This is a genomic window from Thalassospira sp. MBR-102 (assembly GCF_040549275.1).
Classification (GTDB): domain Bacteria; phylum Pseudomonadota; class Alphaproteobacteria; order Rhodospirillales; family Thalassospiraceae; genus Thalassospira; species Thalassospira xiamenensis.
The window spans coordinates 212382-229036 of record NZ_JBEPTC010000005.1; the positions used below are offsets into that span (position 1 = coordinate 212382).

The window sequence follows — 16655 nt, forward strand, 5'->3', positions numbered from 1 at the left end:
AAGTATGCGTCTAATTCAACATCGCACGATATTCGCTGGCCTTATCATGGAACTGCTGATGCCACAATTCCAGACTGAGTAATCCCCATGTCTTACGCGAAAAACGACCTGCTTTATCAAAGTTCCTCAGAACGGCGTCGTAATTAATGTAATCACGTGAACGCGCCTTTGAACCATGGAAAATATCGCGAACCATTTCGTTCAGCTCCCCGGCAAACCACTCGCGAAGGGGAACCGGGAAGCCCATCTTGTCTCGACGTTGCAACAATCCCTCAGGCAACACATCTTTGTATGTCTGTTTGATCATATGCTTCATATGGCCACCTTCAAATTTGACGTCTGCCGGTACGGTCGCTGCAAACTCAATAAGAGGATGATCCAGAAGCGGTACGCGGCTTTCCAAACCGTGCGCCATGCTCATTCGGTCTTCCACCTGAAGAAGAGCTGGCAGCAGACACTTGAAGTCAAAATGGGTCATGCTGTCAAAATAGGCTTCCTTTCGGACGTTCCCGCGATTGTTAAATATCGCCTTGAAGTCTTCGAAAACTTTTTCCTTGCTCAATGAGCTCCAATCAACTTCATCAACCATATCGGTTGACCTATCAACCAACCGGAAATAGCGAGCGTCAATAGACTCAAACAAACCTTCACGCCAAAATTCTTTGATCAGCGGCTTGTATTCACGCAAAACGCCCAAGTTTGGAATAATCGATTCAGGCGTAACGACGAAATTACCGTTTTTATAGGTCCCGTCGATCGCAGCCTTAATCGCTTGCTCGAAATAGGCAACAACATACCGGGCGTATCCGCCGAAAATTTCGTCCCCGCCCTGACCGCCTAGGACGACCTTAACATGTTCGCTGGCCAGCTTTGAGACCATGTACTGTGGAAACGACCCTGGACCTGCTACCGGAACATCAAGATGATAAATTACCTTTTCAATATTCTCACGGAAGTCTTCTGCGGTGATATCGATCTGATTGAGCTCAGAGCCGCATTGATCAGCAGCTATTTGCGCATACCTGCTTTCATCATATCCGTCAAAACAGGTAAATTTCCCGTGGAAGGCCTGATTATTCTCTGGCGCATGTTGCCGCGCCAGGATCGCTATAAGGCTTGAGTCAATGCCGCCAGACAAATAGCTGCCGACGGGCACATCGCTTCTCAGATGGACATCAATTGAGTCATCAAGAAGTTCTCTCATCTTACCATCAAAGTAAGAAGCAGTGTGATCATAGTCGATTTCGTAATGGACGTCCCAGTAGCGCTCGACCCGTACCTGGCCGCGTTCTACAATAAGCTGATGGCCTGGCATCAATTGCTTCACACCTTCAAACAGAGTGTGCTCGCCAATTGTGTACTGGAAGGTCAGGTATTCGGCAAAAGCCCCTGCGTCGGTACGAATATCGGGAAGCAGCGGCAGCAACGCCTTAATTTCCGACGCAAAAATCAGGTTGCCCTCAACTATAGCATAGTAAAAGGGCTTAATCCCGAAACGGTCACGTGCCGCCAACAAGCGTTTGCGTTTTTCGTCCCAAATTGCGAACGCAAACATGCCTCGAAAATGCTGAACACAATCAGTGCCATACTTTTCGTAGGTAGCAAGGATTGTTTCAGAGTCTGAAGAGCTTTCGAACGACCATATCGGAGACAACTCTTTCTTAAGCTCAATATAATTGTAGATTTCGCCATTGAACGTTAGAACCGTATCATTCGGTGCTGTCATCGGCTGAGCACCATGATCGGTCAGATCAATGATCGAAAGACGGCGGTGAGCAAGACCAACACTCTTATTTTTTGCAGACCAAGTGCCTGCGCCATCTGGGCCGCGGTGTGCGATCAACTTATTCATTACATTAAGTTTATCATCCAGACGGCCCAACTCCGAACCGCGAAGAGAAATAATCCCAGCAATGCCGCACATCTTAACCTTACCCCCAACCGAACAAAATTTTTCTAACGAAAGGCTTTATTTTACATTCTACGATCTGAATCAACCGTCGGAATACTGGAGACTTCGAATTACGCATAGCCCCTTTGAATTTGCCCCACAATGACGATAGGGCAATAGCAAACCTCATTCGGTACTTAAACCCCAAAGATTTTTTATCAGACGATCGCTCTATCTCAGTAACGAACTTCAGTCCCATATCAGCCTTTCTTGGAATATTAAGCTTCTCAAAGCTGGCCGATATTTCTTTGTCAAAGGCAGCTATAAAAGTCTTCAGTGTCCATTTTGAAGAAAGAGCCACTTCTTCATGCGCCGCCATTATTATCTTGTTCGCCTTCGCAGGGTCGCGAATAAAATCGACAACTTCCTTCATATTTGAATGGTCACGAGAGAGAACTAAAAAATGCCTGTTAGGCTCAAGGACCCCCGAATACTCTCCGTCGTACATAATCATCAAAGTTTTCAGGCACGCAGCTTCGAAACAACGCGGTGAAATTGCCTTGATAACAACTGAACCGTCACGCCCTTCCATGAATAGCTCTTGAACTTCGCGGAACGTTGCTTCGGGATAAAGCCTTACATATTCTTCAATCTTGGAAGATACATGGCCTGTGAAATCAATAAAGCTTGCACCACTTTCTGTACCCAGCACAGCTTTCGAGTTGGCCAGAAATGAGTTCCACTTTTCACCATACAGACGGCAGGATTCCTCTGTAGAAATATCACAAGTTAATTTATATTTACGCGCATCCAGCAAGAAATTTTCGGCGATTTTCCACTTCTCTTGACTGAACTCACCATACCAAGCAGGTAGCTTTCGGGCCCGGTATCCCACGTCGACAGGCCTGTCCAAATAGTTGGGGACAGTGCGCGACAACAAGTGCTCGGGAACAAAGCCGGTCAAAGTAGATACAAAGCGTACTCTCGTAAAATCAACATTGCGATACACCTGCTGGGCTTGAAAATTATTCAATATAGTAAAGACAAGATTAATTCCGAGGTCATTTATCGCTGCACTAGTTTTGTCAGCCCATCTCATTTCATCCTGAACAAAGGCAGCCTTTAATCCTTTGAAATCTGATACGTCATTAAAAACCCCTTTTGATACGTACTGTTCATTAGATATAATTACAGAATAGTGAAAAACTACTACATCAAAAGTATCAAAGTTTATATTCATCGACTTCGCGGACATAACGTCCACTAAAGCAATTCGATGCTGGCTCCAGTTCTTAAACGCAAGAAGGTGATCATTCACAGTTCCTGCTTCTCGCCCAACATTTGAATAAAGAACAATTATATTCATTTTAGTATCCGACTAACTATCAGCCAGCGCGGCAGGTCCCCCGCTTCTCCACCATCCACGGTCGTTCAATTCGAACCATTCGACCAAACTAATCCATTTCCAGAGAGCCCAAGAGTTATTTTTCCGACCGCCCAGATGCTCTTCCCACAACTTAAGCACTTCATCTTGATAATATCCGTCAATCCCGCTTAATCTATCGTCGGTGATCCTCTCAAAGCACCAGTCTTTCAACTCTCCCCTCATCCAGTGATCCAGCGGAGCAGCATACCCAACTTTGTCAACCCGCCACCTGATACTCTCGGGGACGATGCCCGCAGCACATTCACGCAGGATCCTCTTTTGCCACCCGTCTCGAATATATGCGTCATCAGGTAGGCTCATGCAAAGATCAGCGAATTCGTAATCCAGAAAAGGCAGGCGCGCCTCTCTTGAAAAGGCCATAGAGTTCCGGTCAGCATACCGCAACAACATAGGCAAGCTGTTATAGGTGACAGCATCAAATAGAATTCTCCTAAGATCACTATTTTCAGCCCCCAAAGCCTTTTGATCCTTTGAGCCTCCTCGAGCTTTCTTTTTCTGTATAAGTGAAGCAATTTCTTCGTTACTGAACGCAACTTGTGCGTTGAACCGACGCTCCGGCTTTTTGTACCCCTCAGATGCTGAGATGAGCCTGCCATTAAACGCCTGCGTCTCTTTCATTGCTACATCGAAATATCCTTGATCAATAAGATCAAGCTGACGTGTCTTAAAATAATATTGATAACCGGCCAGCAACTCATCAGCCCCCTGCCCATCCAATAAGACCGTCACGTTGTTTTCCTTTGCCAGACGGGCAACACACCACTGCAAATAGATAGACGCCGAGAGAAAAGGCTCCTCCTGATGCCAATGCAGCATCAATGAGTCTTTCTTAAGTCCTTCCGGGTTGGGCGATACCTTCAATGAGTTTACGTGCGTAAATTCTTGGACAGCATCAATTTCATTTTCTTCGGAAATATCTGCATCATCGGGAAAACAGGCAGAAAATGTATGTTGTGTGTTAATATTGCTTTCATTTTGATTAGCAATGATGCCGACGATTACAGACGAATCCAGCCCACCAGATAAGCTAGAACCAACAGGAACATCAGACCGAAGCCTCATTGCCACGCTTTTTTCAAGCTTGGCCTTGAGATCCGATACCGCATCTACATCCCGAACGACGGAATAATCAGGCGTCCAATATTTCCATTCCTTGATATTCCGACCTTCAACAGACAACCATCTCGCCGTTGCTGCGGGGAACCTTTTAATATTTACAAAAAATGTGCGCTCGTCATTCTCGTACCAGTCACCCTTGGCGTAGGCCGTAATGCTTTGGTCATCGATGGTAAGATCAATAAGCGGATGCGCTGTAATCGCCTTCATTTCAGAGGCAATGACCACAGTACTTAGATCTCCGAAACCAATAAAAAGTGGTTTTTCACCGAAACGATCTCGCGCGACAAGCAACCGTTTCTGCAAACGATCATAAAAAATCAAAGAGAACATACCATTAAGTCTAGATAATGCACCCTCCCCCCACTCTATCAACGCAGTAAGAAGTACTTCTGTATCGCCAGATGTTCTGAACTTGTGCCCAAGCTTTGACAGTTCTTCCTTGAGTTCAATAAAATTGTAGATTTCCCCATTGAACACCAATACATATTGATTACAAGCTGACACCATCGGTTGATTGCTCCCCTCAGAGCAATCAACAATCGAAAGTCTTCTATGCCCAAATGCGACCTTACGTTTGGGCGACATCCACTCGCCACAGGCATCGGGTCCTCTGTGTCTCAACCTGTCGCGCAATTCGCATAACAATTTTGTCTCGACAGGTACTACCGGAGACAATATCCCCACAATTCCACACATGACGCGCCTGTTACAAAATATTAGTGACCATTTTTTCTTTTATCTTCGCAGGTATTCTCTGCCAAACAGCACGGCACACTGCGTACAGACATTTATTGTTTTGGATTGTCCCGACAACGTATTTACGAATTACGCACTTGACGTTCTTTCTGTTTATGCTCGGAATTTTTATCGTTAGCCATCCCCCGGATTTTTTGAAATGAATCTTGGAGATATTAGCCAACAACTCTTTACGATCAACGACTCCAAGAGGCAATGGCGGCATAATCTGCTTTACCACGGTATCCCCCGGAACCTGATCGACATATAACGCAAAAATATTGTTTTCCCTAGGCCATCTTATGTAGCGACTAATGACCCGGTCAAAATTCTCAACAAAGGTTTGGTAACTGTATCGCCCGGTATTGATTACATCTTCATAAGCTTTGGCGGTCATATTTTCCAAAAATTCGTGATTTTCCAAAAGATCAAATATTTCATAAATATTTGAAAAATCTTTTTTCAAAGGAATATAGTGCTCCCAAGGCCGAACAACCCCGGAATAGTCCCCCTCGAACAAAACGAGCGCCGTTCTTAACTTTATTGCTTCGAATATCTTAGGAGAAACTTGATTCATGACAATCTCCCCTTCGACGCTGGAAACAAGCTCAAGAGCTTGATCGTAATAGCAGTCCGGTGATAGCCTCTCGCTCATTTTCTTTAATTGATCGGAAATTCTTCCGTCAAAATCAAAGACATTGGAGCCACTTTCAGTTCCCAGCGTTGCCCTGCAACTTCCCAAGAATCTATACCATTGATCCCCGTAAACTCGAAATTGATCATCGACTTCTATATCGATAGACACTGCTTTTTCTTGAGCCAACTTCTTTACTTGCTCACCGATGATATACTTGTCATATCCAAGTTGACCATAAATCGGTGGCAACCGACGCCCACGATAGCCAATCCGGACCTCTCTTTGATCCAAAGGAATGCCAAAGTCCTCAATCCCCGGGCTTTCGGGAACATATCCGGTCAAATTGTTGATAAACTTTGTTCCTGGAAACCGATAAGAAGGATATACCTTTTCGATGTAGTCTTCCGGCACACAGGTGTAAACAATATCGAAACCTAGCGTCTCGATGTAGGAACGCGCTCTTTCGGTATTCTCATATTCATCTTGAATAAAGAGTATCTTGAGTCCGTCAAAGTTTCTCATTTTATTGAAAAACTTCTCTTGCAGATGTCCAACTATAGATAGCCGAATCGAGTAATGCAAAACAACGCAATCAAATGACGAAAAGTCGACCTCGCCTGGATCCGCAGATAAAGCCTGCCAATCATAAATCGAGCATGGGATGTTGAATATGCGGCTGGAGCTGTACTTCGTAAAAGCAGCAACGTGTTCTTGAACCGTTTTGGTCTCAACAGCACCTGCGTCGTATAAAAATGCGATATTTGCGCTTTTTTGATTGCTCTTATTTATCTCATCCTCGATTTTCGCCAACAAAGCATTAAAACGGGAATTATATGAATTCTCCTGAGCAACCTTTCTACGCAGATTCTTGGCCTGACCATCACTCGACACAAACTGCAATTTTACAATCTGCTGCACAAACTCATCTGAATTACTTGCAATTGCGAAAGTATCGGGATGCTTTTGCAGGGCATCAATTGGAACGCTAACAACGGGTAAATCGCATGCAACATACTCAAAGGCCTTAAGAGGCAGAGAATTTTTAATCCAGGCATCGACATAGAATGGGATCAACCCTACCGTCGAGCATTTCAATTCCAAGTAAAGATTCTTGCGGTCTAGCGCCCCCAAATAAATGACGTTTGGCAGCTCTTTGATCGCTTTCCAATCTTTATTGCGTGTAGTTTCTTCCCCTATAAACTTGAATGTCCAATCGTCAAGGCTTTCAACCAAGGTGCGGATCATACCAAAGTCAAGCCGATCGTTCACCCCGCCCTGATATACAGCAATTTTATCAGAATCCCTGCGTGACACGGTCTCTGGCACAACACTATCAATGAAGCCCAGATCACAACCATTCTCAATTACTTGCATGTTCTTAATAGCAGGAATTGCGCGTGCATAAGAGTTAGCGACACCATTACTACATGCAACAACCATATCGACCTTCGGCAAGATCCATCGTAAGGACTTTCTTATGTCGTGGATGCCATCTTCCCAAACTTTGGTATCGGTGAAATAATCTTCAGTTGCGTGATAAACTCTAAATCCTGAACTTAAAGATTCTATCAATAACTTATAGTTAATGGGGTCGTATACCCACACAATCGGACGCCGATACCCGCGGGCGCGCAGAATTTTCTTGATAGTAGATACATCTCGCAACGTGAGTTGCACACTCACATTGACCAATTCAATATTTTTATACTGGGTATCAACAACCCGAACTTCCGATGATATTGTATTCTTATGCTGAAAGAAAAGAACAGGCAGGCTATCTGCAAACCTAGTAGCGTAATGAAATCTATTACTTATCGCCTCTTTGTCCCAGTCGGACCAAGTCAGCATAAGAACGCAATCAAAATCATCAGAAATAGAATAAAACATATTTATAATCTCTAATATCCAGACTTTAATTCAATATGCTTTTCTTTTACTGCTTCCACAACAATCTCATGAGGCCGCATAAATACCCGACACAGCAAACTATTCCACTTATTTACATCAGACGGATTACCTATCTTTTCCAATACTTTCTTTTGAATTAACTCGTAAATCCTCTTAAATGATTTATTATCCATATAAATATCTCGAGGAGTAAAAATACTATATCCATCAATATGATATTTTCTGATCGAGAAACCTGCATCTACGAACATGTCGCGCAACAATTTTTTATTAAAGTTTCTCAAATGGACATACTCATATTTACATCCCATTTTCGGAGAATACTTTAATAAAGACTCCCGGTAAGGCACTCGAATATACGCCCTACCTCTTACTTTCAATGACCGATTAACACTAATAAGATAGGATCCAACATTCAAGACATGTTCCATTACATCGGTACTGGTAACAATATCAAACTCGTTAAGATACGGTAGGTTTTCTGCGTTAGCGAGAACCGGTTGAATCGATCTTTTATTCTCCATTCTCTTAAGATATGGAAGGGAGATATCAACAGCAACTACAGATTCAGCTCCTGCAGAGACAAGAGCTTTAGCAAGAACACCTTGACCAACCCCCAGCTCACAAACACGAGAACCTGTAACGTTGCCAATATACTTTAGCATATTGTTTGCTTGGTGGCCGATATACGTCCGATCCAAAATGGATTCAGACAAGTCATCTTCAGCAATTTCATCGTAGTTCGTCAGGTACTCTTTGAATGCCCGACTCTCGCGATCCGACTGGCTTAGCATTTCTACAACGCCACCAACTCGTCCCGAGCCCCAACCACAAGACGCACACTCATGTCCTGCGTCTTCTCGTGCGCGGGTTACATTGTAACAATTCGGACAAGAATTCATTCTTAACCCCTAAAACCTATTTGTATTAGTTTTGACTATCCATCCATTGCCCAGTCAAAACTATCTTCGATTTATCGCGCATAGATGACTTAACACTCACACATTGTGCTCGCGAAAGAATGTCATATCGCAGAGCGCTTTCTGGACATGCGAGGTCAAAATTCTTATACAATCCACAAGACAGGAAGTAACGTCCCTCCCCAATCGGATTTGTATCAAGCCAAAATTCGACTTTCTTAATGCTACCGCTAGATAACTGATAGTCTTGCTCCGGCTGCACAACTTGACACACCAAGTTACCGACATCATCGTACAAAACAAACAGACAAGAACAGCCGTGAGACCGATCATCTTCACAACAAACTTCAGCAACTAGCCTGACGGGTTCCCCAGTAGAAAAATGATCGATAACCAGACCGTCAGAATTGGTAATATAAGAGCTGTCAATTCTCAACGGCCCTTCACCCCCCCATCTCGAACCGCCAGCCGATGATTTGGGCGACTGCTCATTCGTCGACAAGGATGCATTCTTTTCAGCATCCTTGTTCATCCTCATGATGCGCTCTTCATACTGGTTCACCACAGTGAGCGGGTCACCGGAGGTCAGTATCTGGCCGTTATCGATCCACAGAGCTTTATTCGCGAACTGGAGAATTTGGCTCATGGAGTGTGAAACGATCAGCAAAGTTGCCCCTGAGTCCGTAAGCCGCCGAACTCGTTCTGCTGAGCGAGATGCAAAGTAGGCGTCTCCAGCTCCAAGCACTTCATCAATTATGACAATATCTGGTTTAATCGCAGTTGAAACCGCAAACTGCAGCCGGGCCCTCATACCGAGAGAATATGATTTCATCGGTTGGTTCAAAAAATCGCCAAGCTCACAAAAACTGACGATATCATCAATAGCAGCATCTAGCTCTGATGCAGGCAAACCACTATAGGCCAGCGCTGAACGAATGTTCTCCAGCCCAGTAAATTCCCCATGAAAACCTAAGCCCGTCTGCATCAAGGCCTGAACGTTACCGTTAACCTCAATTTTGCCGGTGGTCGGCGCAAAGTTACCGGTAATCAGCTTCAAGAGTGTTGTTTTACCAGCGCCGTTTCGGCCAATAATACCAACTCTCTCACCTTTCTTGATGTCCAAATTAATGCCATTCAGAGCACTGAATGTCTTATAATTCAATCGCCGCCAAAAGCGCAACCAAGATACGCCCAAGACGTCCAGCGCCTGATCAGAAAAGCTATCATAAAGCTTATACTCCTTCTTCACATCACTCAGACGAATGGCAATATCACTACCAACCAAGGAGCTAGAGCGCTTTGCCCCTCCTGCTTCCACTGAAGCTTTAATTGAATTATGCATAGTCGAAAAACACCGTCTTTGCGCGGGAGAACACATACGCACCAAGAACAAAACTGCCGATGCCAAACACACTAATGCCCAGTAAAATTGGCCATGGCGGCAACATGCCGAGCACAATCAAACTTTGGAAAGAGATCACAAAATACGCCAGCGGATTGAAGTATATAAGAACAGCAAGGGAACTCGGCAGCATATCGGGCGTATAGGCAATCGGACTGGCCACTAACAGGAGAATAGTGACATAGGTCAATATTTGCTGAATGTCTTTCAGAACCAAATTCGCAAGTGACAGTATCCACGCTATGCCCGTAAGAAACATTGCCAACAAGGCCATAACAACGGGTACGAGTAACCAGGTCCAGAACAACTGCCCGAGGAAAACCGTTGCAACAGCGATTATACCAATACCAATCGCCAAGGTTACCAGTGACACAACAACTTCACGCAGCGGCACTAATTCGGCCGGGTAAACTGTATTCAGTAGAATATCCTTGTCTGCAGACAAGGAAGTTGTCGCCAACATCAACCCCTGACTAAAGTTAATCAGCGGTACCAGTCCCGAAAAAATATACAGGACATACAAACCCGGCTCCATATCGGGCGGACGGACGCGAAAGACAACCAAGTATATTGCGGCATAAAGAGAAAGTAGCAACAACGGGCCCAAGACAATCCAAACAAGCCCAAGCACAGAGCCGGCGTAACGCTGGCGCAATGACGTATTTACGGCAGCAAATAGCAAGTGGCGCCGCGACCATATCAAGGTAATCGGAGAGAAAATAAAAGTCGGCTCTTCACGCATTTTTTTGCCAATAGCTTCAGAGTAGAAGAAATTGATTTTCACCCAAGGGTAAACAACAATTTTGCTAGTTTAGGCTTGCTATAACAACGTCGGTGATCCGCTGCAGCTGTTGCTCATCAAGGCCAGGGTGCATCGGAATACTTATCACTTTTCGCGCAAGATTTTCTGAGACATTCATGCCATCCCCCAAATTCGGGAACGACTTGTATGCTGTCTGCATATGCATCGGCACAGGATAATAAATTGCCGTTGCAATACCATGCTCCCGACACGCATTTTCGATCAACGACCTGTCCTCTGCCACAATTGTGAACTGGGCCCAGACAGATTTATACCCTTGCGGTACCTTTTGGCACGATACGTAAGGAGACAGCGTTTCTGTGTAAAATGCCGCGACTTCATTTCTTATTGCTATTTCACTTTCAAAAATCGAAAGTTTTTCTAACAATATCGCCGCCTGTATCGTATCCAGCCTGCTGTTCAATCCAATTCTTACGTTATCGTATTTGTCTTGCCCCTTGCCGTGAAACCTCAAAGAACGCAGCTCTTCGGCTTTTTGAGGTTCATCAGTGAAAATTGCTCCTCCGTCGCCATAGCATCCCAGTGGTTTCGCTGGAAAGAAGCTCGTGGTTGTATAATCCGCCAACACACCGGTGCGACACCCATCAATCTCCGCCCCAAAGCTTTGAGCCGCGTCTGCAATCAGGACCATGCCTTCTCTGGTCGCTATTTCGCGCAAGGCATGATAATTCGCCGGCAATCCAAAGATATCAACAGCCACAATTATCCTCGGCCGCAACCCAAGTGCCTTCGCCTTTTCGATACCTGCTTCGAGACTTGCCGGATCAATGTTGAATGTGCGCGAATCAACATCAACCAATATAGGCGTAGCCCCAGTGCCAGGGACAATTTCAGCCGTCGCAACGAAGGTAAAAGACGGTGCGAATACGGCATCTCCGTGACCAACACCTTCGGCCATCATCACAAGCGACAATGCATCAGTACCATTTGCACAAGTTACAACGTGTTTTGCACCAGTGAACTCTGCAAGTTTCTCTTCGAGCTCCGCAACCTCGGGACCCAGGATGTACTTTCCATGATCAAGAACCCTGGCCACAGCTGCATCAATCCGGTCACGAATACGTTCCTGCTGCGCCGCAAGGTCAATGAGCGCAATCTGTTTAGTCACTTGTTACTTCCTCCAAGAGGCCCTCAGCCACTTCCCGATATTTTCTGCCCTCACGCGGGCATACCAGATCCTCTCCCAGCATTTCACCTGCATGACTTGCCCACCCGATACGTCTTGCCGGAACACCTGCCATTACTGCGAACTTGGGAACATCTCGTGTTACAACGGCCCCGGCACCGATAAAGGCGTACTCATTTATCGTCACACCGCAAACAATCGTGCAATTCGCACCAAGAGATGCACCTCGCTTGACCAGTGTACTCTTGTATTCATCCTTTTTTTCAACCCCGGCACGCGGATTGATTACATTGGTGAACACCATACTTGGACCGCAGAAAACTTCGTCTTCCAACGTTACGTTGTCATAGATCGAGACATTGTTCTGGACCTTCACCCGGTCCCCAAGAACGACCTTGTTCCCGACAAAAACGTTTTGCCCCAAGGAACACCCGGCACCTATGCGCGCACCACCGCACACATGAACCCAATGCCAAATACGACAGTCTTCCTTGATTAACGCGCCCTCATCCACGATCGCTGTCTCATGGATAAAGGTTGATGCACCAATGGTTGTCATAGTTTCACGTTCATGCAGAAAGGATGGAAATCACCAGAAAGCGAGGCCGGTGTCATCTTGCGAATGTCATAAACTGTTTCGATGCAAGCTCGGGCATCTTCAATACCAAACCCGCCACCTGCAAGAATGTCACGATAACTGTCTGTATGCAATTCGGTGAAGCCATCCGAGAATTCAAGCTCTTCGTCTTCAATGAGAATGGAGCGATAGGTTCTCTTACCCGCTGACTTTGCGTCTGCCGGGAGATATTCCGGGTTGATCGACAAGAACCAGCGCACACGAGCATGATCATATTCCAGATAACCAGATGCAACATCAGCCTCATGCAGGTGTACGACATTGTTTCGAACATCACCAAACACCCACCCGAGCATATCAAAGAAATGAACACCAATATTCGAAGCGATACCGCCGGACTTTTTGACATCGCCCTTCCAGCTTACACCATACCAGTGCCCACGGGACGTCAGATATGTCAGATCAACATCAAAGACCTTGTCTTTCGGTGCATTGGCAACCTTGTCACGCAATGCCTTGATTGCCGGATGCAGACGAAGTTGCAGAATGTTGTATATTTTTGCGTCACCCTCGCGCTCGATTTCCGACAGTGCATCTATGTTCCAAGGTGTTAGCACCAAGGGCTTTTCACAAATCGCGTGCGCCTGATTACGGAGTGCGTGACGGATATGAGCATCATGCAGATAGTTTGGAGAGCAAATACTGAAATAATCAACTCCTGTGCCCTGACGTCGCAACAGGTCTATGTGCCGGTCAAAACGCTCGAATTCCACAAAGAAATCCGCATCCGGAAAATGACTGTCAATGACGCCCACTGAATCATTGGGATCAAATGCTGCAACCAGGCTGTTCCCAGTATCCTTGATCGCTTTCATGTGGCGTGGAGCTATATACCCAGCGGCACCAACCAATGCAAAGTTCGTCATTTTTGTCCTTCATTCTCTCATATCAAGCAAGGCTCAGGGCAGACACTTCTGCACAAAAACCCCACATTACACAATAGTATTTTCTCGTCAGAGGGTACTCAACCAGAACAAAGCGAAACGGGAGAAAACACCCCACTCAAAAGCATAGGTCATCGCTTCAAGTTCTTTAACTTACATGCTTAGAAGCACTGACCCTCCCCCCATATCAGTCTCACTCATAGGGTGAGTGCTTGGTTTGATTTAAGTGCCATACCCTGAAGGGACCGCAAGGGGCCTTGGGCTCGTTGCGGCCCCTCTTACAGGGCCGTTGAATGCCTGCGCAAACTGAGCCGGTGTTTGATAGTTGAGCAAGGAGTGGGGCCGGATGGTGTTATAGTGTTTCCATCAGGCCTCAATGATCTTGCGGGCTCCGTGGATGCTTGCAAACCAGTTCTCATTTAGGCATTCTGTGTCGGTTTGCTAGGGTGGATAAACCGTAGCTTCACCCCGGTTTTGTACGACCATTCAAACATCGCCCGGGAAGTCAGTTTAGGGCCGTTGTCATGAACCAGTTCGTCCGGATAGCCATGGATAATGGCCAGTTGATCAAGATATCGGGTGAGCCACTTGCCAGATATCGAGACGTCAACAATTTGGCCTAGACAGCCCCGCGTACAATCATCGACGATATTCAAGACCCGGAACCGACGTCCGTTCCACAGGCCATCCGAAACGAAGTCCAAAGACCAACGTTGGTTGCGGCGAACGGCTGCCTTGAGAAGAATGCGATCCCGATGCGCCAGCCGTTTGCGTTTGCGGCGACACACCTGAAGGCCTTCTTCACAATACAGGCGATAGATTCGCTTGGCATTGACCACGAGACCTTGCCTTGCGCAGAAAGACATGCAGGCGCAAATAGCCATAGCGGCGATACTGACCTGCCAACACCTTGAGGCGTGACCGTGCCGGCGCATCATCCTCTCTTCTGGAAGCATAATGCAAAACCGCGCGGCTGATCCCGACAAGCCCGCAGGCGCGGCGTTCGGTAAACTGGTGCTCTGCTGTCAGGTGAGCAACCGCCAAACGCCGCGACGCAGGCTTTAAAAGCTTTTTGCCAAAAGATATTTCAGAGCGGCGTTGTCGAGCATCGATTCCGCATACAGCTTTTTCAGTCTGGCGTTCTCTGCCTCAAGTTCACGAAGCCGCCTGGCATCGGATATCTCCATCCCGCCAAACTTCGACTTCCAACGGCAAAAGGTATGCTTGGCAATACCATGACGGCGGATGATATCCTTCACCGCAAATCCCGCTTCCTGTTCCTTCAAAACCCCGATGATCTGTTCTTGCGAAAAGCGCTTCTTCATCTCGAGTTCTCCTTTGCCTTAGTTTGGAAAACTCACTCCAAAAATGCGACTGTTTTCGGAGAGAAGGTCAGCACTACTGCCATTGAGCAAGAGCACTTGCCTTAACAGCGATATTAACTGAAGCAGCAAAAACCTGGGAGAAAAAACGAAGGAGAGAACCGGCCCAAAGCCGTTTGAATCTAAAGAAGTCCGCACCCTCTATTTGAGGGTTACTCATTTAGTAGGCAAACAAAACTGCGCTAGAGGGAACTCTTAGATGCAAGCTCAAAAACCGCCAAAGTCTCCTCACTCACATGATGCTCGATCCCCTCGGCATCAAATTCCGCGATAGCAGGGTCGACGCCCAATGCGATCAGGAAATTATAGACGATCTCGTGGCGCTTGCGGCATTTCTCGGCAAGCTCCTTACCCTGATCGGTCAGAAAAATCGAGCGATATGGGCGTGATGTGACAAAGCCGTCACGCTCCAGGCGCTTGATCGTATTGTTGACCGTCGCCGCCGTCACGCCAAAGCGTTCGGCAAGGGCGACGGATCGCGCCTCGCCTTCTTCCTGGATCAGGTCGGCGATCATTTCGACGTAATCCTCGGTTACCTCGCGGGCATGGGCGTCGCGCAATTGCGCAAAAACTTCGGCCTTGTTGTGTCGCGGATGACGCGCAGTCGGATCGCCCATTCACAGCTCCTTTGAAATCCCCAAGGTCTTCATATCAACATAGTGTGCAAAAATCAATTTAGCCTTGACTAACTTTAAAAGTCCGCACATAAATAGGGGATATTGGCAGACTGATTTTAACTTGCATCACAGGACCGCCTCACATGTCGCTTCGCCGCATCGCCCGGAATTTCGGTTTTGCCCTTGCTGCCGTCTGCGGCTTTGTTGCCGTTTCGGTGACAGCTGCCTCTGCCAAGCCGATTGATGTTGTCGCCACGACATCCATGATCGCCGACGCGGCGCGTCAGGTTGCAGGCGACCGCGCAAAGGTCACCGCCCTGATGGGCCCCGGGGTTGATCCGCATTCCTATCGCCAGACACGCAGCGACATTGCCGCCATGGCGCGCGCCGATCTGGTTTTGTGGCATGGCCTGTATCTTGAGGCACAGCTTGAGGAATTCTTCCTTGATCTGGAAAAGCGCCGCAATGTCATTGCCGTCGGCGAAGCAATCGACAAGTCAAAGCTTCTGAGCCATGCGCAATATAAAGGCCGCTATGACCCGCATGTCTGGATGGACCCACAATTGTGGGAAACCGTGGTGCTGGCGGTTCGTGATGCGCTGATCAAGACCGATCCCGAGGGCGAGGTCACCTATCGCGCCAATGCCGACAAGCATATTGCCGATATCGAAAAGCTGATTACCTACATGCAATCGGTCACCAAAACCGTGCCGGAGAAAAGCCGAGTGCTGTTGACCGCGCATGACGCGTTCAGCTATTTCGGGCGCGGCTATGATTTCGAGGTTCTGGGCATTCAGGGCATTTCAACAGAATCCGAAGCCGGCCTTCGTCGGGTCGAGGAACTGGTCGACACCATTGTTGATCGCAAGATTGCCGCGGTCTTTGTTGAAAGTTCCGTGCCGGAGCGTAATGTGCGCGCCCTGATCGAGGGGGCCGCCGCACGCGGCCAGAAAGTTGAAATCGGCGGCACGCTGTTTTCCGATGCCATGGGAGAGCCAGGCACCTATGAAGGCACCTATATCGGCATGATCGACCATAACGCGACCCTGATCACCCGTGCGCTTGGCGGCGATGCCCCGGCCACCGGGATGCAGGGCAAACTGGCCGCTGGCTCCTGAGCCGCGCCA

At 47.1% G+C, this 16655-nt stretch carries 12 protein-coding genes and 1 pseudogene; 1 reads left to right on the forward strand and 12 read right to left on the reverse strand.

All coding sequences use genetic code 11. The annotated features are described in order from the left end of the window. Window positions 1-10: 10 nt before the first annotated feature. The 12 genes and pseudogenes from asnB (ABIE64_RS11525) to mntR form a co-directional block, all read right to left on the reverse strand. Window positions 11-1924, reverse strand: coding sequence for an asparagine synthase (glutamine-hydrolyzing) (gene asnB / locus ABIE64_RS11525; RefSeq protein WP_065701749.1), 1914 nt, complete (start codon window positions 1922-1924; stop codon window positions 11-13). A gap of 7 nt (window positions 1925-1931) precedes the next feature. Next, window positions 1932-3257, reverse strand: a complete 1326-nt coding sequence (locus tag ABIE64_RS11530) for a glycosyltransferase family protein (protein WP_354377506.1) — start codon at window positions 3255-3257, stop codon at window positions 1932-1934. Between the two features lie 12 nt (window positions 3258-3269). Continuing rightward, complete coding sequence (asnB, locus tag ABIE64_RS11535; protein ID WP_354377507.1) at window positions 3270-5153, reverse strand: asparagine synthase (glutamine-hydrolyzing); 1884 nt, start codon at window positions 5151-5153, stop codon at window positions 3270-3272. 10 nt (window positions 5154-5163) lie between these two features. Further along, window positions 5164-7716 (reverse strand): glycosyltransferase, encoded by a 2553-nt coding sequence (locus ABIE64_RS11540; RefSeq protein ID WP_354377508.1) that lies wholly within the window; start codon window positions 7714-7716, stop codon window positions 5164-5166. 11 nt (window positions 7717-7727) lie between these two features. Continuing rightward, on the reverse strand, window positions 7728-8639 hold the full coding sequence (locus ABIE64_RS11545) for a class I SAM-dependent methyltransferase (protein ID WP_083195715.1): 912 nt from the start codon (window positions 8637-8639) through the stop codon (window positions 7728-7730). A 25-nt stretch (window positions 8640-8664) separates the two neighbouring features. Beyond that, on the reverse strand, window positions 8665-9999 hold the full coding sequence (locus ABIE64_RS11550) for an ABC transporter ATP-binding protein (protein ID WP_065701754.1): 1335 nt from the start codon (window positions 9997-9999) through the stop codon (window positions 8665-8667). Further along, complete coding sequence (locus ABIE64_RS11555; protein WP_139189974.1) at window positions 9992-10801, reverse strand: ABC transporter permease; 810 nt, start codon at window positions 10799-10801, stop codon at window positions 9992-9994. Before ABIE64_RS11555 ends, ABIE64_RS11550 begins: the two co-directional genes overlap by 8 nt. Window positions 10802-10865: 64 nt before the next feature. Further along, window positions 10866-11990 (reverse strand): DegT/DnrJ/EryC1/StrS family aminotransferase, encoded by a 1125-nt coding sequence (locus tag ABIE64_RS11560; RefSeq protein ID WP_065701755.1) that lies wholly within the window; start codon window positions 11988-11990, stop codon window positions 10866-10868. Continuing rightward, complete coding sequence (locus tag ABIE64_RS11565) at window positions 11983-12567, reverse strand: acyltransferase (protein ID WP_065701756.1); 585 nt, start codon at window positions 12565-12567, stop codon at window positions 11983-11985. Before ABIE64_RS11565 ends, ABIE64_RS11560 begins: the two co-directional genes overlap by 8 nt. After that, window positions 12564-13511, reverse strand: a complete 948-nt coding sequence (locus ABIE64_RS11570; RefSeq protein WP_065701757.1) for a Gfo/Idh/MocA family oxidoreductase — start codon at window positions 13509-13511, stop codon at window positions 12564-12566. Before ABIE64_RS11570 ends, ABIE64_RS11565 begins: the two co-directional genes overlap by 4 nt. A 240-nt stretch (window positions 13512-13751) precedes the next feature. Next, window positions 13752-14854, reverse strand: a pseudogene (locus ABIE64_RS11575) (IS3 family transposase). A 239-nt stretch (window positions 14855-15093) separates the two neighbouring features. Beyond that, the gene (gene mntR, locus ABIE64_RS11580; RefSeq protein ID WP_354377509.1) at window positions 15094-15528 is read right to left on the reverse strand and encodes a manganese-binding transcriptional regulator MntR; all 435 of its coding nucleotides are present in this window, start codon (window positions 15526-15528) and stop codon (window positions 15094-15096) included. A 143-nt stretch (window positions 15529-15671) separates the two neighbouring features. Between mntR and ABIE64_RS11585 the strand changes: the two genes are divergently transcribed. Further along, window positions 15672-16646, forward strand: a complete 975-nt coding sequence (locus tag ABIE64_RS11585; RefSeq protein WP_354377510.1) for a metal ABC transporter solute-binding protein, Zn/Mn family — start codon at window positions 15672-15674, stop codon at window positions 16644-16646. Window positions 16647-16655: the final 9 nt, after the last annotated feature.